A 25716-nucleotide genomic window follows, 5' to 3' on the forward strand; every position below is an offset into this window, starting at 1 on the left:
AATCTGATTTTGTGGTGCAATGATAGCTGGAATATCACAGTCATTAGTTAATGCTTTCTTAACAGTTAAAATTTAACGGGATTAAATATTGAGCCAATACACCAACTTCACCACCAAAGCCCGGTTCCGCACAAAAAAAGGTTCCGGCAAATAATTATCCGTATACACAATAAACAAATCGGAAGCAGGCCGGTAACGCCACTGGAAACGGGTATTCACGTTCATATTCTTTTGTTGCCCGTTATACTGCATAAAACCGGTAAAGAACAGGGTATTGGTCATGGTAACATCCAGGCGGGGTCCCACCAGCCAGAAAGTATTGGCATGCCAGGGAGCAGGCAGATCGATCTTATTGAAGTTGACATTCAACGCAATACTCACATAAGGCTGGAAACGGTAGCCCAATTCCGTATTGGCCATAAACCGGGTACCGTTGGCATAATAGCCCCCATAACGGGCCGAAAAAGCATAGGTAAACAACTGCTGCGGTTGGGACACATAATCCATCCCCATAGAACTCCAGCTATGCCGGCTTCCGGTAAGCAGGCTGTCTTTACCTGTATTGGTAGGATCAAACGGTTGCAATAGCTGCGCAAAGGTATTGGCAGCCCATATATTCAACGTGTTCCGCTTCCGGAACACAATGCCATAATTGATCAGGGTTTCATTATCGGTACGATGGAGTTTTTCATCAAAGAACCAGGTGGTAGCCACCAACGGGCCATGACTCAGCACCGGCCCCGACAACGGAAAAAACAACCGGGTTACCTGCGGCGCCAGTTTAATATATCCCTGCCGTGGCACATAGCCCGCTTCCGCCGTGTAGTTCCGCCCTACATACTCATGCTGCCAGCCAATATTCCACTGTTTGCTGGTATACTGCAAATTAGCCGCATGCACCATATCATACCCGCTTTTACCCGGACTAAAAGACTTCAGCAACATGGCCTTTCCGGTCCAGAAATTATTGGAAGAAGCCAGGTTATACTCCAGCCCCATATTGCGGTTATATGCACTATATACCGGCTTCCCTTCCGCCTCCGCGGGGTTGTAATGCAGCGACTCCTTATTGATAAAAATAAACCCCACGTTAGACCGGGAAAATACCCGCCGTTGTAAGGCCGCGACTGTGAAATTCTGCGCCGGCAAACCGGTTGCTTCCTGCTTGCCCGTCTGCATATTCATAACACCCAGCCGCCAGTCTTTATTGAGCTTGCCACTGAGCCGGGCGCCAAAATGAATGGGCACGCCCAGGCCTATACGCCGGGAGAAAAAAGGCCGGATAGTCGCATACCCGAAATTGGAAAACTGGTCTCCGTTTTCCAGGAAAAATTGTCGCCGCTCCGGAAAGAACAATTCAAACCGATCCAGGTTGGTCACCTGCTTATCCACATCTACCTGTGAGAAATCAGGATTCACCGTCAGGTCCAGGTTCAGGGAAGAGGTGATGGCTACCTTGGCATCCAGACCGGCATCGCGCCGGAACTTAGTAGCAGTTCCTTTTTCATAGTCTTTGGAAATACCGCCCAGCAGGTACGGAATCAAGGAGATATTGGCGCCGGCAGCAGGAGGCGCCGCGTCCCATTCCAGGCTACCGGTATAAGCCAGGGAAGCCGTGGCAAACTGCCTGGGCACCGGCGCCCAGGCCGACTTCTCCGTTGTTTTCAGGTCATTCCGGCTAAAGTTGATGCCCCATTTGGTAATGCCTTTTTTATAGCGGATGGTTTTAAAAGGAATGGCAGCTTCAAACACCCATTTATCCGGGTAGTTCTTTACTACAGATACCCATTTATTATCCCAGCTCAGGTCCACTTTTCCGCCGTCGTACATGAGACCATCCCACTGCGCACCAGCTGCATTGGCGCCAAAGGAGAAACCATTGGTCTGGTCATCGAAAGGGTCCATGAACAAGAGGAAATTATCATTTTTCAGAAAAGAAAAATCCCGGCGCAACGACTCCACCATATAGGGACCTTCGTCCGGCGTATAATTTTCCACTACCAGGTACAGGTTTTTATCGTCATAGGTCATCCGCACATCCGTCCGCAACCGGGCCGCACTGGTATCCATCGGTAATACCATATGAAAGCCGGTGGTCACATCAGCCACCTTCCAGGCAGCTTCGTCAATCACCCCATCTATTTTTACCGGAGAAATGGCTTTGCGGATCTGAAGCCGGAAGGCGTCGTTCTTTTTCTGGGCCAGCACAGGCATAGAAAGTAAGCAACAGCATAGTAAACGTGGAAGAATATGCACAACAAACAGATTAGTGGTCGATAGATAAAATAAACTGATCAATTAAACATTCCCGGATGAAGCAAAGCTGACAGTGAATGATGGCCTCAACGGGATGGGTTTGTATCAAACAAAATGAGCGAAAATTAAAGGGATACCAACTGACCACTTTAATCTCCGCTCATCTTTTGTAATCGCGTAATATAAATTCGGGGAACTACTGTTAGTTCCGGTTGTTCTTCATCTGTACTTCAGGTTGTGGTACTTTGATAGTAGTGGTTTTACTACCACGACCACGGGTGTTAAACACTTTCAGTTTTACCGTTTTACCACCTGCCTGTATCGGGCCGGTGTAGGTAGCACTTTTCAGCGTAGGCTCGTCACCGTTAGTCGTGTAACGGATCACCAGTCCAGGCAGCTGTACATTGGCTTTTAACACGCCGTCTTCCACGGAAGTACCTACTCCCGGAATACGCCAGTTATAGCCGCCGTTGTAGTTATCCAGGCGAGGCATTTCCCGTTTGGATAATACGTTGGTAAATACGCTCCAGGCTTCCGCATACATAGCATCTGCCTTCTGCGGATCTTTTTCTTTTGCCCATTCAGGATCCTGTGCCCATGCTCTTTCTGCCAGTCCCAGGAGTTTTGGTAACAACATGTATTCCATCCGGTCGGAACTTTTAATGGTTTCGCTCCAGAGTAATCCCTGGATACCACGGATATTGGAAACGCCGAAGCCGGTTAAACGGTCTTTACCCTGGAAGGTTTCCGGTGTAACCGGATTACCCCTGCCATCCACTTTGGAGTTCTTGTAATAGTCCAGCGGAATGAAGTAGAAAGGTTTATCCACATCCACGAAACCACCCCAGTAAAAGCCGGGTTCATCAAATGATTTCATGGCAGCCATGTCGAAATAAAAATTGCTTACACCAGACAGGATCACCTTGTAACCGGCATTGGCCAGGCGATAGGATAAATCTTCCTGTCCGCCGCCGATGGTATTGTTCCAAACGTTCAGCTGGAAATTATCATTGACGAAGTCGGGGTTGGCAATGCTATGTACGGCGCCATCGAGTGTGGTGGTTTTACGCATACCTGCTTCTTCCCATGCTGCCAGTTCCAGGCCGCGGGCCTTTACCAGGTTATTTACCTTGCGGTAGTAGTAATACCAAAGGTCATTCACATCTTTCAGGGTACTGTCTTGTTTCATTAATGCCAGACAGGCAGGTGATTGTTCAAACACACCATTAGGCACTTCATCACCACCCATATGTACCGCCGTGAATGGCGCGCCGGCTTCTTTATACATGCTTACCAGTTCTTCCACTACCTTGTCCAGGAAACGGTAAGTACCTGGCAAAGCAACGTTCATAACGTTGTCATTCCAGTATTGTACGGAGCGGTAAGTAGATTTATCCGCGAAGTCTGTCATCAGGTATTCTTCTGCCGCTTTATCCTGACCGGCTGCTTTCAGGCGATGGTAGCGGGCCTCCATGGCTTTTACCGCCGCTCTTGCGTGTCCGGGTGTTTCAATTTCAGGCAATACCTGGATATGTCTTTCCGTTGCATAACGGAGGATTTCCAGGAAGTCGTTGCGGGTAAAATAGCCGGTACCGGCAGCATTGGCGGTATCCGGGCCTGATCCGTAAGACGGTGGCAACATATTTTTCCAGTCGGGGCTGTGTCCACGTTTGGCGCCTACTGTAGTCAGTTCCGGTAGGGAAGGTATTTCCAGGCGCCAGCCCTCATCATCACTAAAGTGAAAGTGCAGTACATTCAGCTTATACAGCGCCATTACATCCAGCACCCGCAATACATCGCGTTTGTCGTGGAAGTTACGGGCCACATCCAGCATGAAGGCACGATACCCAAAGCGTGGGTAATCTTTCACCCGCACGGCGGGAATGCTGAGAGATTTCTGCACTCCGGCCCATGCTGCAGGTGTTATTAGGGATTTCAGGGACTGTATACCATAAAAAGCGCCTTCATTGCTGGCGGCACCAATCACAATGCCCTGTGGTGTTACCTCCAGGGTATAGGCGTTGGCAGCCAGGGAAGCGTCCAGTTTAAAGGCAATGGTAGCCTTACCCGCAGCACGTTTACCCAACAGGGGCGCCAGCTCTTTTTCCAGGAACCGGGCACTTGGTGCCAGTTGCGGATCGGCCGTCACCACAGGGGGCGCATCCAGCAGCAGACTGCCGCCCGTAGCTTCATAGGAAGCCGGTGTCGGGAATATCAGCGGTAACTGCGCAGCTGGAATATCTTTGATCTGGGCATTCTGTTTAAATATATCCGTTGGCGTTACAACAGCTGTTTTATCGCCCGGATAGCGCATGAGTTGTCTGGCAGAGGTAGAAGGACGAATCGTATAATCTTTGATAGATACGCCTTTCTCCGGCTGGTGATCCCATACCAGGTAAAGACCTGCCGGTGCATCGGTGAAGTTCACCGCCCAGGCGTCGCCGGTAATACCCAGCTTCAGGGAGTCGCCCGGTACAATACCTTTAAACTCCGGCGTAGGTGTAAAACGGTATAAGTCTCCGTTGATATGTTCTACTTTAATATTGGCGGGCAACACTTCTGCTTTCACCTTGCGGACGAAGTTGAAATACAGCTGCCATCCTTTGGCAGGAAAAGGTTTGTTACCAGTATTCACAAATGTAAACGCGGATAAAAAATTATTCTTACCCTGATAGTTGTTTTCCACTACTTCCCAGGTGGATTTCAATCGGGCTACATCATACGTGGGAACCTGCTGGGCCTTGCTCCCGGCAGCTGTGCCGAAAAGTAACGCGGCGGTTACCAGTTTACCTAAATACTTACGACTGGTCATGTTTTAAATAAGTTTGAGAATCACGGTGTAATAAAATGCTATAGTCAAGAATAAGTGTTGAGGGATATTTACATGGCATCATATGCTGGTTGTAAGCATCTCTTGTTTTTGAGGGATGCTGTGTAATATAAAAACTAATACACGAAATTGCAAATACTGCATAAAAATTTGCAAAATTTGCAAACACACTTCCTTCCCGCTGCACTTCTCCGCAACTATTTTCCGCCGGATCTACCGCTCTTTTCCTACGCACTTTCCTGCGAAAAAGGAGCAAATATAGGAAGATCGGCCATGCTGATAATTCTTTAACTTTAAAGAAATAACGATCAACTATATGGCAAAAGCGTTTATCGGATTCTCATGTGTAAGTCTACTGTTCATTATTGGCGTTGGTTTATTTTTCCCCTGGGTATACTGGTTGTTGGTACCAGTACTACCTATTATCATTATGGGTCTGCTGGACATGGCCCAGACCAAACACGCCATCATCCGCAATTACCCGGTAGTAGGACGAATGCGTTACTGGATGGAAGCATTGCGTCCCAAGATCTACCAATATTTTGTAGAAAGTGATATCGATGGCAGCCCGGTAAACCGGGTAGACCGCTCTACCATCTACCAGCGGGCCAAGCGGGAACTGGACTCTCAGCCCTTCGGCACCCAGTTCAACGTATATGCGGAAGGATATGAATGGATGGCCCACTCCATTCAGCCGCATGATTTTGACAAAATGGAAAAAGACCCGCGGGTCACTTTTGGCGGCAAAGACTGTCTGCAACCCTACGCTGCCAGCATCCTGAATGTAAGCGCCATGAGTTATGGCTCTCTCAGCTCCAATGCGGTAGAGGCACTGAACGGCGGCGCTAAGATCGGCGGCTTCGCCCACAACACCGGCGAAGGCGGCATCAGCGATTTCCACCTGAAACAAGGCGGTGATATTATCTGGCAGATCGGAACGGGTTACTTCGGCTGCCGCGATGAATCGGGGAATTTTTCAGACTCCCTGTTTGCCGAAAAAAGTGCGTTGCCGCAGGTCAAGATGATTGAACTGAAACTATCACAGGGCGCCAAACCCGGCCACGGTGGTATTTTACCGGCAGCCAAGAACACGCCGGAAATTGCAGCGATCCGGCATGTCACACCGCATACCACGGTTTTTTCGCCTCCTTACCATAAAGCATTTGGCAGCCCGCGGGAAATGATGCAGTTCATTGCACGTATGCGGCAACTGAGCAAAGGCAAGCCTATCGGTTTCAAATTATGCATCGGGCAGCAACGGGAGTTTTATGCCATCTGTAAAGCCATGATGGATACCAATATCTACCCTGATTTCATTACCATAGATGGCGGTGAAGGTGGTACGGGTGCAGCCCCACCGGAATTCTCCAACTCCGTAGGGATGCCGCTCATGGACGCCCTCTCCTTCGTACACGATACCCTAACGGGCTTCAATATACGTCAGCAGGTGAAGCTGATTGCTTCCGGCAAAATCCTCACCGGCTATCATATCCTGCGTGCCATGGCATTAGGGGCCGACACCTGCAACAGCGCCCGTGCCATGATGATGGCGCTGGGATGCATTCAGGCACTGGTATGCAATACCAATAAATGCCCAACCGGTGTAGCTACGCAAAACAAATGGCTGGCAGCCGGCCTGGTGGTAGACGATAAAAAACACAGGGTAGCCAACTATCACCGCGATACCATCGAGAGTGCGATAGAACTGGCTGGTGCAGCAGGTCTGGGAGACCCGCACCAGATTACCCGGCAGCATATTTTCCGCCGGGTATTTATGAATCAGGTAAAAAGTTTTGAAGAAATATATCCCAGCACCACTCCCGGAGGGCTACTCAACGGACAAATGCCGGAGCACCTGAAACAGGTGGCCATTGACAGCTGGAGCTGATGTATTCCTCACCATTACGAAAGGGTAAGCAGTATACTGCGTGCTGTTTCGTAATGGTGCCATTTATACCACAGCCGGGCGATATAGCTCCAGGGCATTTTCCCGGCATATTTTTGCAGCAATGGCAGCGGGGAATGACTGTTGTATCAGCAGCAGGTCTTTGGGCTCAAACGGGCGCGGAGCACGGGTAGATGGCAAATCTGTACCAAACAGCAGGGCGGCCGGGTTGATGGCGGTAATCTGTCGCATCGTAGTCAGCACATCAAAATCACAGCGGCTGAAACCCGTTGCTTTTACTTTCACTCCTTTCTCTATTAATGGCAACAAATACTTCAGACCTGCTTTGGATAATCCCAGGTGGTCGATCACCACTTTCGGCAATTTATGCAGGGTAGTAGATAATCCGGGCAACTGCCGGGAATCCACATACAATTCCACATGCCATTTTACCAGTTCATATACGCGTAAACTCAGTTGTTCCAGGTACTGTATACTTTCGGAACCGCCACGTTGTACATTAAACCGTACTGCGCGGACACCCGCTGCATGTAAGGCAATGATTTCCTCATCTGTGGCAGTGGCAGGGATCTGGGTTACGCCTACGTAACGGGGACCCAGCTCTTTTAAAGCGGCGAGCAGGTATTGCTGATCAAATCCCTGGAAAGATCCGGATACGATGGCGCCTCCGGTAATATTCAGTGAAGCAGTCTGTTGGCAGTAGTCTGATACAGAAAAAGGCTGGGGTAGATATCCCTGATTGGGTTGCAGGGGATACCGGTGATCGATAATGTGTAGGTGTGCATCAAATACGGGCTGTTCAAACATAAAATCTCCTCGTTGTTACAGTTCACAAACTACAGAAATAATTATGAAATAAGAACTAAGAATGACGAATGTTTACGGGAAGATAATAGTAATGGCTCCTCACCGATACATTCGTCATCCTTGATGACCGTTTGGTATTTTACAATTCCATCGCAGCTGCGGCAGCTTCATCCACAAACCAGTGCAGCTCTCCGTCTTCCGGGCGGATGAGCTGGGAAGGGTATTTCTCTGCGTCAAAAGTACCTTCTATCACATTTTTCAGCGTCATGGCCTTGGCGGCGCCGGTAGTCAGGAAAACTACACAGGCGGCATTATTTACCACGGGTGCGGTGAGTGTAATGCGGTACATATCCTGCGCAGGCAGGAAAAATGCTTTTACCCAGTCCTTTTTTTCATGTACCACGGCTGTACCGGGGAATAGGGACAGGGTATGTCCATCATCTCCCATACCCAGCAATACCAGGTCGAAGGTATTTTCTTCTTCGCTGAAGTAGGATTGCAATAATTGCGCATACTCCGCAGCGGAGGCTTCCGGCTCAATATCTGTACGCATCACGTGAATATGCTCCGGATTTACATTTACCTTATTCAGTAACTCATCAAAAGCCATCCGGGCATTGTTGCGCTCATCGGTAAAGGGCACTGCTCTTTCATCTCCCCAGAAAAAATGTAATTTTTCCCATGGAATCATCTGATTATAGGGCGCTTTTGCCAACAGGGCATATAATTGTTTTGGGGTACTGCCACCGGACAATACAAAAGTAAAACGCTCCTGATCCTGTAATACTTCCAGTATATAATTACTGATCCAGGCGGCCACATTTTCACTCAGTTGTGCGGGGTCTTTTGCGATATGTAGTTCCATAGAAAATGAATAACATAACAGCGGCCTAAAACAACATGACGGAATTTGCCGGTTTTCCCTACAAACTCCGTCATATTGTTTCAGACGCCATCGTTTTTATTTAGATGGTAAATTAATCCAGGTATGACCATCACGGGCTACGAGTGCATCTGCATCATCGGGGCCCCAGGAATCCGGTGCATAGTTCGGGAAATCCTGCGGTGTACGGGATTCCCAGGTATCCAGGATCGGCATGATCACTTTCCACGCAGCATCTACCTGGTCGCCACGCATGAACAAGGTAGCATCACCTTCCATTACATCGAGCAGTAAGGTTTCGTATGCTTCCGGTGCGTGTTCGCCATTGGCGGCATCGTAGTTAAAGGTCATGTCTACCGGATCCAGTGTCATGGTTTGTCCGGGACGTTTGGCCTGGAAGCGGATACGGATATCCATTTCCGGCTGTATGCTGATCGTAAGCCTGTTAGGACGCCATGTCTGTGCGGATTCCATCGGGAACGCATAAGGAGGCGCTTCTTTAAAGGTGATGATGATGTTGGTCGCTTTCTGGTGCAGGTATTTACCGGTACGTACATAGAAAGGTACGCCCTGCCAGCGCCAGTTGTCGATGAAGAATTTTACGGCGGCGTAGGTCTCGATGTTGGATTTCGGATCTATTCCTTTTTCCTCGCGGTAGCCAGGTACTTTATCGCCCTTCATCCAGCCGGAAGAATATTGTCCGCGTACGGCATATTCATGTACGTTTTCAGGCGTAATACGGCGGATAGCATTGAGCACATCCACTTTTTTATTGCGGATCTCATTGGCATCAAAAGATACCGGAGCTTCCATACCTATCATGCACAGGATCTGGAGAATGTGGTTCTGCACCATATCGCGCAGGGCGCCGGCTCTTTCGTAGTAGCCACCCCGGCCTTCCAGGCCCACACTTTCTGCGGCTGTAATCTGGATATTATCGATGAAGTTACGGTTCCATACCGGTTCAAACAGGGCATTCGCGAAACGGAAAGCCAGGATGTTCTGGATGGTTTCCTTACCCAGATAGTGGTCTATCCGGTAAATTTGTTCTTCGGTAAACCGTTGTGCCAGCAGTTCATTCAGGTCATGTGCACTTTTCAGGTCATGGCCGAATGGTTTTTCGATCACGATGCGGGTGCAATGCTTGTCGCTGCACAGGTTCAGCGCACCCAGTCTGGTAGCAATGTTAGGCACCAGCTGCGGCGCTACCGCCAGGTAAAAAATCACATTGGGATGTACGCCCCACTCTTCTTCTTTCTGTTTTACCAGGTCGGTTATTTTGCTGTAGGCAGCTGCATCTTCCGCATCCAGCTGCAGATAGGATACATGCTGACTAAAATCCTTCCAGTGACCATTTTGCTCTCCTTTCCGACGGGAAAATTTACTGATACCTTCCAGCAGGTGCTTATGGTAATCTTCGTCGGTGTACGGGCTTCTGCCTAAACCTGCAATAGCAAACTGCTCAGGCATCCACTCATCTAAAAAAAGATTGTATAACGCAGGCGTTAGTTTCCGGTAGTTTAAATCGCCGCTACCTCCGAAAATAAAGAGGATGGAAGCAGGTGGGCGTTTATGGATCTGCATATATTTAATTGAAGATGAACATTCACTATTTTAATGTTGCTGCCATTCTGTGTGGAATGTGCCGGGCATATCGATACGTTGGTAAGTATGTGCGCCAAAATAATCACGCTGTGCCTGGATCAGGTTCGTTGCCATACGACCGGTACGGAAAGCATCAAAATAAGATAATGCTGACATAAAGCCGGCTACGGGCAAACCTGCCTGTGCTGCCTGCGCAATAACGCTGCGGGTATTGTCCACTACGGATTGTACGAGGTAAGCTACGCCTTTATCCAGCAGGATATTAGGCAACCCTGCATCCTGCTGATACGCCTGTGTGAATACTTCCAGCAGGGTAGAACGGATAATACATCCGCCTCTCCATACCTTCACCACTTCCGGTAACGGAATATCCATCTGCAGATCGCGGGAAGCTTCGTGCAACATGGCCAGGCCCTGTGCATAGCTCAGGATGGTAGCAAAATACAACGCGTCGTGTACCTGTTTGGTCCACTGTTCGGTTTCCGTATGTATCGTGGTTTCCGGTGCAGTATACAACGTAGCGGCTTTTTCGCGCTGCTCTTTGTATCCGGACAGGGTACGCATGGCTACGGCGGTATCTATAACGGGTACGGCTACCGGCAGTTCCATGGCATCCTGGGAAGTCCATTTACCGGTACCTTTGGAACCGGCCTTATCGGAAATCACATCTACCAGTCGTTTGTCTGATTTATCGTCCTGTTGCAGGAATATATCTGCGGTAATTTCTACCAGGAAGGATTGTAAAGCGCCCTGATTCCAGTTTTTGAATATTTCGTGCAGCTGATCGTTATTCAGTCCGGCACCTTTCTGCAACAGGGTATAGCTTTCACTGATCAGTTGCATAATCGCATATTCAATCCCGTTATGCACCATTTTCACATAGTGCCCGGCGCCTTCCTTACCCAGGTAAGCTACACAGGGAGTTTCTTTCACTTTGGCAGCAATGGCTTCCAGCATCGGACGCACCTTTGCATAAGCGGCTTCGTCGCCACCCGGCATAATACTCGGGCCGGTACGGGCACCCTGTTCACCACCGGAAACACCAATACCCATAAAGTGGATACCACTTTCGCGGAGTTGTTTTACCCGGCGTAAGGTGTCGGTGTAGTGGGAGTTGCCTCCATCAATTACCACATCGCCCTGCTCCAGCAGCGGCAACAGGGAAGCAATTACGTCATCCACCGGTTGTCCTGCCGGCACCAGCATCATCAGTTTGCGCGGACGTTCCAGTAACTGTACCATAGCGGCCAGCTCTGCTACGCCTTTAACAGTAGTACCCGCTGTAGCGGCTGTTTCCAATGCGCCGGTCTTGGCTGCGTCTTTATCAAAGCCAATAACGGAAAAGCCATGATCCGCCATGTTGAGTAACAGGTTTCTACCCATTACGCCCAGGCCAATCATTCCAAAATCATATAAGCTGTTTGCCATATTGAAGTGTAATTACTTAAGGAGATGTAAAAGTAGGGAAGAATTTGGAAATCCAGGTTTCAAAAAGCAGAAAGCAAGCAGCTACTGCCATGAAGGCCAGCAGTGTATGTCACTTCGTCGGCTTCATGGCAGTATGCCCTTATCTGTTATCGCCGGCTATCGGGCCGGCACCGGTATGTTACGCAGAATTACGGCCGGCATTGATAATACCGAAAGAACACCGCATGATCAGCTTCTCATAGGTTTCTCTGCCATGCCCGTTTCCGGGTTGTGCATCCAGTTCCCGGATTTTAGTCAGTGCATATTGCTGTACGGTTAACAGCGGCAGTACAATACGCTCCCGCATCTGGATAGACAGCTGGTCTATCGGGCTGGCGGCCATCAGTTCCGATTCTCCGCTCAGGCGGAGCAGGTATTTTCTGGTCAGTTCAAACTCCGCATAAATCATCTGCCATACTTCTCCGTACTGCGGATGTTTGGCCAGGTAGGCTGTCAGCGGGAAATAACTTTTTTTCATCGCCATTTCACAGTTGTCCAGGAGCGTGCGGAAAAACAGGGAATGCTGGTACAAATGCTGCAAAGCACTCCATTTACCCTGGGTTTCCAGCTGCTGTAAGGCACTGCCTACCCCATAATAGCCGGGTACATTCTGTTTCAGCTGACTCCAGGCGCCTACATAAGGTACTGCCCGGAGATCGTTGAGATTCAGTTTGGCAGATGCATTCCGCTTGCTCGGGCGGCTGCCGATATTGGCTTCCGCATAGTAGCGCAGCGGGCTGGCATGATCCAGGTAGGCCAGAAAATAAGGATGATTCTTCAACTTATTATAAGCCTGATAGCCCGCATCTGCCAATGACTCCAGCAGATTCTCCTCTTCTGCGGACAGGGTGACCTCCCTGGAGGAAAACAATTCGTTGCTGATACCCGCATGTATCAGCTGTTCCATATTGAACTGCGCCGCATCCACGGTCCCAAAGTTAGAGCTGATGGTTTGACCCTGAATGGTTTGCTGTATTTCTTTATTGGCAATGTTTCTGCCCATGGAAGCATAGAACTGGTGTGTTTTTCCACCGCCACGGGCCGGAGGGCCACCCCGGCCATCAAAAAACACTACTTTGATATCGTATTTTTTGGAGATGGCCGTCAGTTCTTCTTTGGCTTTGTAGATACTCCAGTTGGCCATCAGGTAACCACCGTCTTTGGTACCGTCGGAGAAACCCAGCATGATGGTTTGTTTAAACTGCCGGCGACGCAGGTGCGCATGATACTCCGGATGGCGGTACAATGCTTCCATTACCCGGCCAGCATGCCGTAAGTCATCGATGGTTTCAAAGAGCGGTACAATATCCACAGAGATGTCTTCTTTTTTCCAGCCGCCCAGCAGGAAGATGCCATATACTTCCAGCACATTCAGCACGCTGGTGCTGTGGCTGATGATATACCGGCTACACCCCTCCTCTCCGTTCTCGGCCTGTATCTGCCGGATAGCGCTTACCGTCTGCAGGGTGTCTTCATGCAATGGGTTCTCCAGCAGCGCCGGATCTATCGCGGCCTTTATCTGCAGCAGGGCTTCGATCTTCGCCTCATCGTTCAGCGATGCATAGTCTTTGGGCAATGCATTGGTTTTTGCTGCCACGTTTTCCAGTACGGCCGCATGTATGGAGCTATCCTGGCGGATATCCAGGGAGGCAAAGAATAAGCCGAACACTTCTACTTTGCTGATCAGGTTATCTACCAGGTGTACAAATAGGCCGTTGTGTTCTGTAATTATTGTATTTCGTATAGCCGACAGCGTATCCAGTATTTCCTGTCGGCTGATATCAGCGGTATGCCCCGGTACGAAAAGGTTCCGTGACAACTTCGCTTCCAGGCCGGCCACTTCGTTGGCCACACCTTTGAAAGTAAGGCGGCGGCGCAGGTTCCGGACTTCCCGGAAATAACATTTCATGACGGCCGATCGTAGCGCAGCAGCTACCGCGATGGTGGTAGGCGCTGTTACGAACGGGTTACCGTCGCGGTCTCCACCAGGCCAGAATCCCATGCGGATCACGGCATTATCGCTGCCGATAGCCCCCGGGAACTGTGCCCGGATAAAGCTGAGGATACGGCCGGCGGCCTGATAGAAAATATTTTCCAGGAACCATACCAGGCTAATCGCTTCATCGTATGGCGTAGGTTTTTCTTTTTTGAAGAAAGGTGTTTTGCCCAGCTGTTGCAGGTACATATTCACCTCCGCGGTGTTGTCTTCAATCAGGGCTTTGGAGAGATCATTGATAATACCCAGTACTTCTCCCGGATAAAACTGCGTAGGATGCGCGGTCAGCACCAGCCTTACGGAAAAGTCTTCCAGCTTCTGCTTTAATTTGTCCTGTACCTGTTCCTGTACTACCTCTGACTGCAGGTGCCGTAAGGTACCGGTACCCTGTAAATCGCGGATGTGGCGGAACGCCGCATCTTCCAGGGCATCAAACAGGACTACCTGTCTTTCTGCATACTGTACAAAGCGGAATAACAGGTCTGTCCGCTGTTGTTCATCGCGAATCGTCGTATACTGTTCAAAAAAAGCATCTGTAATTTCCTGGGGACTGCCACCTTTGGCATAACCTTCTTCACAATGCAGGAGAAAGAGGGAAAGAAAGATACCTGTTTTTTCTACCCTGTGAAAAGGCAATGAGGTAAAGAGGCTATTATACAGCTGAAACTTTGTACCAACAAGGTTTTTAAACTGTTGCAATGAATTATTAACCGGCGCTTCCATACTAAAATATCCATTTATAGTGCTGAAGAAGAGAACTAAGCGGCCGTTAAATTAATAATTATTCCGATTAGTTGTTTATATATTAATCGCTTTATTTTTTGATTATTTTTTTACACAAACATGAAATCTTTGAATAATATCTAAAACAATTACTATAAAAAATAGTCCCGGTTGCCGAAGCGAACCGGGACCTGCATCAGGATTAAACGGCGAAACTTTAGGGGATAGGTATAGGGAGATTATTCTCCCTGCAGATTAAATCTTATCGGGAGATTAAAAAACACAGCCACATTTTGTCCATTCTGGCGGCCGGGTCTCCATTTCGGCATACTGCGCACCACTCTGATCGCTTCTTCTTCCAGGCCACCACCCTTTACCTGTCCCGTTGTTTTCACATCCGTAATACTACCATCCCGGTTCACAACAAACTGTACGAATACAGTACCACCAATACCGTTTTCCTGTGCCATGCCCGGATACCGGGTGTTACGTCCCAAATATTTGCCTAACTCCAATTCACCACCGGGAAACTCCGGCATTATTTCCACAAAGGTTACGGGCCTGGTATCATCTACTTTTGTTACCGGCGCAGTCACCACATCATGGCCGCCATGCACGGCCAGGTCACCATTTTCCACCCCGTTTATATCTCCCTCTGTATTTTCAAAACCAATGGCTTTACCCACTACATCTTTCATCTTGGGTGGTTCCTCGTCCGGCGACACGTTTTCGTCTGCCGTTACTACCGGTTTAGCAAAATCAATGGTAGGCGCCTGCACCGGCGGTAACGCAGCAGTTTGTGGCGGAGGTGGTAATACCGGCTCTGGTTCCGGCGTTTTTATATCATCCAGCTGAATGATTTTGTCGACGATGAATACAGGCCGCATGGTATTTTCTGCAGCCATCAGTTTATTATTCAGCACATAGCCACCTATGATGACCAATACGATGGAAGCGGTGCCCATTATTGCATTCCGAACCCGTTTATCATAACGGCTGCGTAGTTCATAGGCCCCATAATCTTTATTCCTTCCTTCAAAGAGAATATCGAGGAAATCATTCCTCCGGAGAGTAGTTGAGTCCATAGCAATTTGTTTTTTAATTAGATGTTTATGGAAAATATTTTCCATAAACATTTCTCTTCTTTTTTTTCCGGGCTATGGTTAACTAACGATCATGGGTATATGAAATCAACCGTATATAAAAAAGAAGTCCCGACACCTGGGTCGGGACTTGCTGGCACTGGGGACCTTACTTGAAAACAAGTGGTTCCTTCAATATAGATTAGGCTTTCCGAAAAATGTTGATACGTATATTTATACGGCTACTCCTTCCGGAGTAATATCTTCTGTCAGTATGCGGGTCACCGCCACAGGCTTCGCCGGCGTTTCCGCCAGTTCGCTGCCTTCCTTCCGTGATTTAAACACCGGGTAAAATAGCTGTGCATACCACTCCTCTTCCTGGTAATGTTCCAGGCCATATTGCTCCGGATATTTCCGGGTGATTTTAGCAGTACCGAAAATCACATCCCACAAGAAAAACATATTGCCATAGTTACCCTGATAATGTCCTACTCCATCGCGGTCGTGTGCCGCATGATGTGCATGATGGGTAGCCGGCAAAGAAATCGTACGTTCCAATACCCATGCTACCAGATGTAACCATTTATGCTCATACAATGGCTTATCCCAACGGATACTGGAATGCGCCATGGTGGTAATCAGACCTTTGATACCTCTTACTACCAGCGCCGGCAATCCCAGGCCCAGGTAGGTTAAGGTGATGGTGGCATAAATCTGCGGAAACAATACGGTATATATAAAATTCTGGCGGCTGGCCATGGCCATTCCCATATACGGCGCAGAATGATGGGTACGGTGAAACTTCCATAACCAGGGCACTTCATGATGCAAACGATGATACCAATATTGGGTGAGGTCATCTGATACTGCCAGCAGCAGTATACCCCATCCCAACGGCACCCAGCTGAATACATTCCGCAACTGCGGTATTACATTCGGCAACAACGTCAGCGCAAACCACGACACTATAGCGGGCATGACTAAACGCCCCAGTAATATCGATGCCAGGTCCACTGCTTTATCTGTTGCTTTCCAGTTCCGGTATAACCCGAAGGAAAATTCCAGTATCCCTGTCAATAACAGGATAGCCGTTAATCCCCAGCCATTCAGATGTGTAAAAACAAGTTTAATCGTCTCCATAAAAATGATTATTTATATATTTTCACGGTCTTGTTTATGCATGATAAAATACTTTCAACAGCTGCAATGCCACCCACACAAACAGCAATGGTAACAGATAGAGTCCCACGCTGACAAAAAACTTCCTGATAAGTAACCACAGATCCTGGCGTGTCATATATTTTTTTTAAGCGTGATCAGATCGGGAAAGGATAAAGTGCCCCATCCACTTCCAATGCATAACTATATCTGTTGGGCCAGACTGGCTGTTTGACCTGGCTTTCCCATTTCGCCAGGTCAGCTTTCAGTGCAGCCAGCTTATCCGGATACGTTGCAGACAAATCTTTTTGTTCTGCGATATCTTCTTTTACATTGTACAGAAAGGTCTGACGACTTCTTTCATTGACATATAATTTATAATCTCCTTTCAGTATGGCTTTTGAATAACCGCTACGCCAGTATAATACTTCATGAGGCGCAGCTGTTTGCCGGGCGCCTACAAAAGGCAGCAGGTTTACGCCATCGTACACCCGTTCTTTAGGCAACGCAATGCCTGCGGCGGCGGCGGCAGTGGTGTAGATGTCCAGGTTGCTCACAGGCTGCCGGAACTCTTTTCCACCAGGCACTTTACCCGGATACACCACATAAAACGGGATACGGATTCCGCCATCAAAATCGGAGAGTTTTCCACCTTTCAATGGTTTATTATCGGTAGCACGGGTGTAGGTAGCACCCCCATTATCGCTGGTAAAAAACAGGATGGTTTCGTCTTCCAGGTGCAACGCTTTCAACTGTTGCCGGATACGGCCTACTGCTCTGTCGAGCGCTGTAATCATGCCGTAGTACACCCTTTTGGTCGTATCCTTCACCTGCGGATACAAGTCAAAATCTTCCTGCTTTGCCTGGAACGGATCATGCGGTGCATTAAAAGGCAGGTATAATAAAAACGGCTGGTCTTTATTGGCCGTAATATATTGGATGGCTTCATCCGCCAGTTTATCGGTCAGGTATTGCTGTTCATTTACATCTTCATTATTTCTCACCAGGCGGTTAGACCCGTTACGATGCCAGGCGGCCACTTCACTCATTGCCCAGGGCAGGTGCCAGTCTACCACACCCGGTGTTTTTTCAGGCGCATACATGGTTAAACCACTGTAGAAACCATAGTGATAATCGAAGCCACGTTGCCGTGGATAATAGCCTTCTTTTTCCCCCAGGTGCCATTTACCGATAATGGCGGTTTTGTAGCCCTGATCGTGAAACAGCTGACCAAGTGATATTTCTGTAGCGGGCAGTCCTTTCGGCAGTTTCTCAAATTCCGCTTCACTGATATCCAGTTTTTCGATGGTACCATTCCTGTTCTGCAGGCGGGCAGCCAACGCCCGTTGCTGCGCGGCGGTTGTCTGTCCGCCATTCTGCGGCACCAGGTATTCAAAGCCGAAACGCTGCTGGTAACGGCCTGTCATCAATCCTGCCCGGGAAGGCGAGCAGATGGCAGCCGTACTGAAGGCATGGGTAAAACGGGTGCCTGCTTTACCCAACGCGTCTATATTCGGGGTTTTAATAACCTCATTGCCGTAAGCATGCAAGTCACTGTATCCCAGGTCATCAGCCAGTATCACAATTACATTGGGGCGTCTTTTCGGAGGTGTTTTTTTATGCTCCGCCGGATTACTCCGTGTAGCCGCTGCCGTGATGAAACCAGTGGCCATCGTCAGCAACAATAAAGGTGTTTTAAAGGTAGCAAATGAAACCATCGTCCTTGATTTTATTGATCCCACCACAGGCGGGGAGTTTGGTAATTGGAACCGGCCGGTGTATGATTGTTCAGCGACTGCTCCGATTGCGGATATGGAAACCGCCGCGGAATAGCGCCATTCGGATTAAATCCATGGGTCGCATTACGTGCCGCCGGGATATCCGGATAACCTGTTCTTCTGTAATCCGTCCATGCTTCCGGCTGCAGAAACAAGGCGATATATTTCTGCGTGATCACAGTTTGCAGGTCTGTTGCCAGCGTACCGGTAAGCGTAGCTTTTGCCTGGATATAAGCCTGTTGCCGGGCAGGTGTGGCGAAAGTATCTTCCGCATTGGTGATGACCTTTTCAAAAGAAGCGCGGATCGCCTCTTTCAACGCTGATTGCGCCAAAGGATCTGCCGGATTGATCAACAACCGGGCTTCCGCTTCCAGGAACTTTGCCTCTGCAAAACTGAGCAGAATCACCGGCGAAGTAGCTGTGCCGAAATAAGATCCGATCAGGGAATAGGCGCCCGGCACCCCTGCTATGCCTCCTCTATAGGCAGGCGAACCTGCCGGAAACGGTGTGGCAAAATAAGCGCGACGCGGGTCGGGCAATGCAGCTGCCGGTTGCGTAGCTGTGTCTTTCACCCCGTTACCATTCAGCAGGTTGACGAAAGCGGCTCCCAGCCCTATCCACCCCGGCCGGGTCGTATTCTGTTGATAAAATGGATTGGCATTGGTGGCAGCGGAACCGAAATTCAGTACTGCATCCTGCCGGGTGGTAGCAATACCGCGCCAGCTGCCGTTGTTATATAGCGCAGCCAATACATTACCGGCTGCTTTTATTTTATCCTGTTTGCTGAGGTGTATGGCATACCGGGCTTTTAAGGTCCAGGCAGCCGCCACCCATTTTTTGGGGTCGCCGCTGAAGATGAGGTCATCGCTGGCAGGCAGCGCCCCCTGATTGCTGGCGGCAGGCTGTGATAACTCCTGTATAGCTGTATCCAGCTGCAGCTGCAAGGCCTGATAGATCTGCTCCTGCGGGTCATATACAGGAGCCGTTTGTGCTCTCAGCTGCAAAGCCTGAGCGTAGGGAATATCTCCGAAGAGATCCGTCAGTGTCCCAAATCCGTACGTCAGCAGGATCCGGGAGATGCCGGTGTAATAGGGTAGATTTTGTTGTTGTGCCTTCTGCTTTAACAGGTATAAATTTTCCAGGGAGTTGTAATAAAAATTAGTCCATACGGCATTAAATCTGCCGGGACCGGCCGTATAGTTATCATTGGCAGTGGCATCACCATTCGCGCCACTCGCCTGCTGTATCACTGTACTGGTTATCAGGCCGGCATCAACTCCCAAACTAAATGACAGCGCCACTTCAGCTCCACTCAGTAAAGAGCTGACTGGTGCGTCAGATGAAGCGTTTGGATTGATATTAGTATCCGCCAGCCTGCAACCGGAAATCAACAGCATCGTTAGTAACCATATTTTATATTGGCAATATCTCATATATCCGTTACCGTTATCATCAGAAAACAATATTTACTGCAGCGCCGTAGCTGCGTGTGTTGGGGGTCGTCCAGAAGTCTATCCCCGAAAAATTAGACAGCCCGTTACGCATACCCAGGTCCGGATCGCTGCCGGAATAGTTGGTAGCCAGCAGGAAATTGCGGCCGGTAAGCGTAAGACTGGCTTTTTGTATATGTGCCGGGCGGGTCCACCGTTCCGGCAACCGGTAAGTCAGGTTGATATCTTTCAGTTTTATCCAGTAGAGATTCTTTTCCACATACAGCCCGGGTATATCGAACGTACGGCGGTACCAGTCCTGGCTTAATATAGCCGGAATAGTATTGGGGGTACCCTTGCTGGCAGTGATGCCTTCAAACACTGTGGTACTGCCCCGGTTTTCGGTAGACAGGTCTACGCCGTTAAATACCATCTGCAGCCGGGGGGCATTGAAAATATCGAATCCGTAGCGGGTATCCAGCAGGAAAGACAGCTGTACATTGCCCAGCTTGAACTCATTCCGCCAGCCGGCATTGAATTTAGGATTGGGGTCACCGATACGGGTAAACGCCGTATTCACGATCGGATAACCATAATTGGGGTTGGCTTTACCACCTGCGGTGGGGTTATCATCGATCAGCACTTCTCCTTGTTCATTTCGTTTCACATCCAGCCCGTAGAATACGCCGTAAGGCTGTCCTACCATGGCGCGGGCTTCCATCCATACGCCTCCCAGACTTACACTGTTTAAGCCTTCTGCGAGTGCGGCGATGTTGCTGATATTTTTAGCAAAGAATAAGGTCGTATTCCATTCAAAGTATTTGCGGCGAATCACCTCCTGCTGCAGACTGGCTTCAATACCGCGGTTGACAATGACGCCCGCATTGCGGAGATCATATAGCGCGCCCGTACTGGCTGGCAGGGATACCGGAATGATCTGGTCGCGGCTCGTATTGTGGTAATACACCGCATCCAGGATGGTTTTATTTTTGAAGAAATGCAGCTCCGTGCCTACTTCCCAGGTCTGGATACGTTCCGGCTTCAATGCCGGATTACCCAGTACACCGGATAGCTCCCCTATCTGATTCCCTAAAGATAAACCCGGTTGATTATTGAACGGGAAGCTGATACTACTTTGTATCCAGCCGGATAAACGGGTAGGGTTATAGTAGGTTTGTAAAGCATAGGGATCTGCATCATTACCTACTTCTGCGAAGGTAGCGCGTACCTTCCCGAAGTTGAGCACGCCCCAGTTCAGCGGGAGCGCTTCCGTAAACACCAGGCTGCTGCCTACAGAAGGATAAAAGAAGGCATTACGGCCCTGCGGTAAGGTGGAAGTCCATTCGTTGCGGCCTGTCAGCTCCAGGAATAACCACTGTTTATAATCCAGTTTAATATCCCCGTAACCGGCTACCAGCTTTCGCCGGATGGTCTGATTAAAGGTAAGAGAAGTGGCCGCATTGGCAATATTAAAATTGCCGGGCACATTCAATCCATCGCCGCGGGTATTTACCTGGTTGCGCCAGGAGTTGTAGAAATTGTGTCCCAGTATAACGGTGAGGCCTATATTTTTTCCGAGCTGCCGTTGGGCAGACAGGATAAAGTCGGTATTAATATCTCTTCTTCCGTAATTCACATCGTTGATAGTACCGGTAGCTACGCCGGAGGAACCTCTGCTGAAGCCGCCTTTACGGACATCCGTATAATTATCTATACCGGCACGGAAAGTAGCTCTCAGCCAGCTGCGTAGTTCATAACTGGCTTCTGCGAAACCGATAAAGCGGTTGGTCTGGTCTTTTTGCGGATTCATGTTGAGCGACCAGTAAGGGTTATCCCACCCCCTGCCGTTGGCATAGGAGCGGGAATCACCCCAGGGTTTGGCAGTAGTAGGCGGCAGTTTGTACGCATCTTCCTGCCGCCAGGCATCGCTATGCCCGTTCGTGATGTCGAAGTTCGCCGGTGAGTTAATCAGGGAACGTACCACGTTGGTATTGAAGCCGCCCATGAGTGCACGGTTATTGGCTCCGGATTGTACGTAGTTGATACCTCCTGTTATCTTCAGCCGGTCAGTTACTGCATAATCCACATTCAACCGCACCGTTTGCCGGTAGAAATCGGTGGTGGGTATGATACCAGTCTGATAGAGATTTCCGTAGGATAAATAATATCCGGCGTTGCCGGTGTGGCCGTACGCGCTGATGTTATGGTCGCGTGTCCAGCCTTTCACAAAGAAGTTATCAATATTGTTGTACCGGTTCAATGGCTGGCCATTGGAAGCCGGATGGCTTTTTCCGACAATCTGTCCGTTTTTGTCGAACCGGCTGGGAATATTGCTATAGGTAAGGGTATCAATAAGGGCCCCCCAGTTCTCATCAGAACCAGGCAGGCCCGGTAATATGTAGGTTCCGTTCAATCCATTGGTAAAGGTTTGCTGCCGGGGTTGTACCCGTCTGTTGCGTTCATCCATGGTGATGCTGCCGGTATAACTCACCTGCCATTTATCGTGGGTAAGCTGGCTGCCTCTTTTGGTACTGATAATCACGGCTCCGTTGGCAGCGCGGATGCCATACAGTGCAGCCGCAGCAGGGCCTTTTAATACAGTCAGGCTGGCTACATCTTCACTGTTGATATCGATGGCCCTGTTGGAAGGAGTAGCCAGGGATAAAGCGTTGGTAATGTTACCGAGGATGTCCTGTACTGAGTTATCTACCGGTACGCCATCCAGGATGAATAAAGGGGCATTGTTGCCCAGCAGGGAGCTGTTGCCGCGGATACGTACGGAAGCAGAGCCACCGGGAGATCCGCCGCTGTTACTGATTTGTACGCCTGGCACTTTGCCGCTGAGGGCTGCCACCACATTAGGTTCGCGGGAGTCTGTAAGGGTTTGGCCCTTTACTTCCCCTACACTATATCCTAAAGAGCGGGTAGTACTTTTGATACCTACTGCGGTTACTACTACTTCTGACAGTAACTGCCGGGTGCGCAGTGCAATTTCAGCCTGTACCTGTGTTTCATAAATCTCCAGTTCGCGGGGTTGGTAACCAACAAAACCCACCAGTATTGTTTGAGGCAACGCGCCTTTGAACTGGAGTTTATAGTTCCCGTTTTCATCGGTAATTGTACCTCCACTACCGTTTTTGAAGCGGATGGTGGCGCCAATCAGCGGCTGATGTGTTTGCAGATCAATGATCTTTCCTTTCAGTAATACCTGTGCATACAAGCTATGGCTGACCAGTAGCAAAGGCAAAAGGCACAACAGCGTAATAATATTTCGTATATGTGTAAACGATAGATTCATGGTACTTGCGTTTTCAGGCGTAAAGGCATTGCCGTTACCGGCAGCCATAGGGGTTTACGCTAAGGCGCAGTTATTTTTTGTGGTTACAATACAATACGCTCCGTCGGGTTCCGGATTATTTCTTCGTGTCTCTGGCCAATGATTGGTCTTGTCTGAGGAAGCCATAGGCATGCAATTGCTGCTGCCCTTGCTCCACCACATATTGTATCCAGGCTTTCGCCGCCGGTTTGTTTTTTTCCAGCTGCCGGTCATAGATGAAGGTGATGCCTTCTACCGGAATAGCTGACGGGGGAGCCGTTTCCAGCCGCTGGATGAGCACATCCAGGTTATCATAGAAATTTTCTTCCGCATCCAGTTTTCCGTTGTCATTCAGGTCCAGTGGAATGATGGCAATGTTGCTGACTGGTTTGCGGCTGCGCAGGTCGTATATAAAACCAGGATTATTAAAAGAGATAGCCTGGGGATCTTCCTGTACGGCATGCAGCAGATGCAGGTCATCTCCCACTACACTTTTTCCTTTGATGGATTCAAAAGTGGCACCATAGAAGGAAGCAAATGTTACCGGTGCACAGGATTTTTCCAGCCTGTTGTATACCGTTACCGATGCTGTGGCAGCCGTATTTTTCTTCGCTGTTTCCTGGTCTTCAAAATAGAGGGAACGCAGGGTTTTCACTTTCAGGGGCTGACCGGCATATACATTTTTACTGTTGGCTACCGGCAGCAGCGCATACCTGGCCACCTCTATATAAACATCCTGCTGGCGGCGGTTTTCCGGGGTAATGCGCTGTGCGGTAATATGGATATCGGCATGAGCGGCGGCGGCATCATGGGGGGCCACCAGCCGGATGGCGATACCCGGGTTGTCCTGCCGGAACAGGGTAATCCACTGCTGCACGAGGGGAAACGTAAAACGTGTACCCGTCACCGTTATAGAGTCCTTGACAGTGGTTGTGGCCTGCAATCGGAGAACCGGAACAGCCAGCAGTATGGTAATGGTTATATATCGGATGAATAATTTCATGATTAGATTTTTGGCAGAGGAAAGCAAAAAAAGAGTTTTCGGGGATGCCAGGAGGATGCGGGTAGGTACGATACTGAAAAATTTACCACCAATAAATTTGCAGCATACCATCCCCGCAAGCCATACCAGGCATTCTATTTACAGCTTACAGAACGCAAGATCTTTCATTAACAGCAGCAGCTACAACAGTAGTGCACTGTATATATGTAACGGGAACAGGTAGTTTTCACCACTGAATGTTGCGTGTGGGAACGCATTCCACATATTGGAGTGTGCCGTTTCATAGTGTATTTTATTTACACAATTTTTGAATGTTGGCAGCAGCACCTTGCTGGTGGTTCAAAGGATGCCGGGAGCTTTTGCCATATACTCCCTTGGTGGTGGTAAACGTTATTAGTCTACTGATTTGGTAGACAAATATACATCGACTTTTAATAATTCCAAACAATTACTAAAAAAAAATTTAATCTTTCCGAAGCGCCACTGCGAAAGCTTAACGTAAAAGCTATTCCTTTCCGCGTGAAGCTTATTCATATTGCTTATTTTTGCGCCATGAAAGAGCATGTGAAAAATATATTACTCATCATTGTTGGCGCACTAATCTTTGCCGTGGGTATCAACTACCTGGCTATTCCCAACAAATTATCTGAAGGCGGGGTGATTGGTATCACCATTGTGACCTATTACTACTGGGGCTGGTCGCCGGGCATCACGAACCTTATTATTAATGCGATCCTGATTGTGACCGGTTATAAATTGCTGGACAAAAGGGGGATGTTCTATACCGTTCTGGGCATTATCTTTTGTTCCCTGTTTCTATACCTCACGGAACATACGTTAGTACCTATCACCAATAACCCTTTACTGGCTGCTATTTTTGCCGGTCTGCTGGTAGGTATTGGCATTGGACTGGTATTTCTTTCCGGCGGTACAACGGGCGGTTCGGCTATTGTAGCCCGGCTGTTCAACAAATACTTCGGCTGGAGCCTGGGGAATGCCATGCTCATTTTTGATATTGTGGTGATTGCTGCCTCTTCTTTTATTATAGGTATAGAGAAAACCATGTATACCTTTATTGCGGTTTACATCGGCGCCAGAACGGTTGACTATATCGTAGATGGTCTGAATACCAAAAGAGCCATTACTATTATCTCTGCACATACCAGCGACATTGCCGCCAAAATTACCGGCGACATGAAACGCGGTGCTACCGTATTACATGGACATGGCGCCTATACCGGCACCCGGAAAGAAGTATTGTATGTTGTGATCGGCAAACAGGAATTAATGCGCTTAAAATCACTGGTCCAGGAAGCAGATCCCGAAGCTTTCGTAGTGATCCACGAAGTACATGAAGTACTGGGCAGAGGCTTCTCCAAATAACCCTTTCTGAAAAAGGTATTTGGATTTTGCAATATAGATGTTTATATTGTAGACAACTCAAACGCCAATTTTCATTCCTTACCATCTTTATCA

The 25716-nt window shown here is 48.9% G+C and carries 16 protein-coding genes; 2 read left to right on the forward strand and 14 right to left on the reverse strand.

From position 1 onward, the window contains the following. Nucleotides 1–81: 81 nt before the first annotated feature. Together OL444_RS31430 and OL444_RS31435 are read right to left on the reverse strand one after the other, a co-directional pair. Nucleotides 82–2256, reverse strand: a complete 2175-nt coding sequence (locus OL444_RS31430) for a DUF5916 domain-containing protein (RefSeq protein ID WP_264726603.1) — start codon at nt 2254–2256, stop codon at nt 82–84. A 202-nt stretch (nt 2257–2458) separates the two neighbouring features. After that, entirely contained in the window at nt 2459–5068 is a 2610-nt protein-coding gene (locus OL444_RS31435; RefSeq protein WP_264726601.1) for a family 20 glycosylhydrolase, read from the reverse strand. A 334-nt stretch (nt 5069–5402) separates the two neighbouring features. Here OL444_RS31435 and OL444_RS31440 point away from each other — a divergent pair, with 334 nt between their 5' ends. After that, nucleotides 5403–6974, forward strand: coding sequence for an FMN-binding glutamate synthase family protein (locus OL444_RS31440; protein ID WP_264726600.1), 1572 nt, complete (start codon nt 5403–5405; stop codon nt 6972–6974). Nucleotides 6975–7037: 63 nt separating this feature from the next. On the opposite strand, the gene OL444_RS31445 is transcribed toward OL444_RS31440, so the two are convergent. The 12 genes from OL444_RS31445 to OL444_RS31500 all read right to left on the reverse strand — a co-directional run bounded on the left by OL444_RS31445 (nt 7038) and on the right by OL444_RS31500 (nt 24240). Continuing rightward, on the reverse strand, nt 7038–7799 hold the full coding sequence (locus tag OL444_RS31445) for an amidohydrolase family protein (RefSeq protein WP_264726598.1): 762 nt from the start codon (nt 7797–7799) through the stop codon (nt 7038–7040). Between the two features lie 139 nt (nt 7800–7938). Then, nucleotides 7939–8664, reverse strand: coding sequence for a 6-phosphogluconolactonase (gene pgl / locus OL444_RS31450; protein WP_264726596.1), 726 nt, complete (start codon nt 8662–8664; stop codon nt 7939–7941). A gap of 96 nt (nt 8665–8760) precedes the next feature. Next, entirely contained in the window at nt 8761–10266 is a 1506-nt protein-coding gene (gene zwf, locus OL444_RS31455; protein ID WP_264726594.1) for a glucose-6-phosphate dehydrogenase, read from the reverse strand. 30 nt (nt 10267–10296) lie between these two features. Further along, nucleotides 10297–11715 (reverse strand): NADP-dependent phosphogluconate dehydrogenase, encoded by a 1419-nt coding sequence (gene gnd / locus OL444_RS31460; protein WP_264726592.1) that lies wholly within the window; start codon nt 11713–11715, stop codon nt 10297–10299. Between the two features lie 178 nt (nt 11716–11893). Next, on the reverse strand, nt 11894–14473 hold the full coding sequence (locus tag OL444_RS31465) for a phosphoenolpyruvate carboxylase (protein ID WP_264726590.1): 2580 nt from the start codon (nt 14471–14473) through the stop codon (nt 11894–11896). Nucleotides 14474–14712: 239 nt separating this feature from the next. Beyond that, nucleotides 14713–15558, reverse strand: coding sequence for an energy transducer TonB (locus OL444_RS31470; RefSeq protein WP_264726587.1), 846 nt, complete (start codon nt 15556–15558; stop codon nt 14713–14715). A gap of 231 nt (nt 15559–15789) precedes the next feature. Further along, the gene (locus OL444_RS31475) at nt 15790–16695 is read right to left on the reverse strand and encodes a sterol desaturase family protein (protein ID WP_264726585.1); all 906 of its coding nucleotides are present in this window, start codon (nt 16693–16695) and stop codon (nt 15790–15792) included. Nucleotides 16696–16729: 34 nt separating this feature from the next. After that, the gene (locus OL444_RS31480) at nt 16730–16852 is read right to left on the reverse strand and encodes a hypothetical protein (RefSeq protein WP_264726583.1); all 123 of its coding nucleotides are present in this window, start codon (nt 16850–16852) and stop codon (nt 16730–16732) included. A 19-nt stretch (nt 16853–16871) separates the two neighbouring features. After that, nucleotides 16872–18431 carry a sulfatase-like hydrolase/transferase gene (locus tag OL444_RS31485; protein WP_264726581.1) on the reverse strand — a complete coding sequence of 520 codons (1560 nt, stop codon included), beginning with the start codon at nt 18429–18431 and terminating at the stop codon, nt 16872–16874. Nucleotides 18432–18442: 11 nt separating this feature from the next. Beyond that, nucleotides 18443–19924, reverse strand: coding sequence for a SusD/RagB family nutrient-binding outer membrane lipoprotein (locus OL444_RS31490; RefSeq protein WP_264752051.1), 1482 nt, complete (start codon nt 19922–19924; stop codon nt 18443–18445). A 19-nt stretch (nt 19925–19943) separates the two neighbouring features. Further along, nucleotides 19944–23219: a SusC/RagA family TonB-linked outer membrane protein gene (locus tag OL444_RS31495; protein ID WP_264726577.1), complete on the reverse strand. Its 3276-nt coding sequence runs from the start codon at nt 23217–23219 to the stop codon at nt 19944–19946. 115 nt (nt 23220–23334) lie between these two features. Further along, a complete protein-coding gene (locus tag OL444_RS31500; RefSeq protein WP_264726575.1) occupies nt 23335–24240 on the reverse strand; it encodes a hypothetical protein in 906 nt (301 codons plus the stop codon). Between the two features lie 552 nt (nt 24241–24792). Here OL444_RS31500 and OL444_RS31505 point away from each other — a divergent pair. Further along, entirely contained in the window at nt 24793–25623 is an 831-nt protein-coding gene (locus tag OL444_RS31505) for a YitT family protein (RefSeq protein ID WP_264726572.1), read from the forward strand. The last annotated feature ends 93 nt before the right edge of the window (nt 25624–25716 follow it).

Origin of the sequence: Chitinophaga nivalis (genome assembly GCF_025989125.1) — a bacterium.
GTDB classification, from domain to species: Bacteria; Bacteroidota; Bacteroidia; order Chitinophagales; family Chitinophagaceae; genus Chitinophaga; species Chitinophaga nivalis.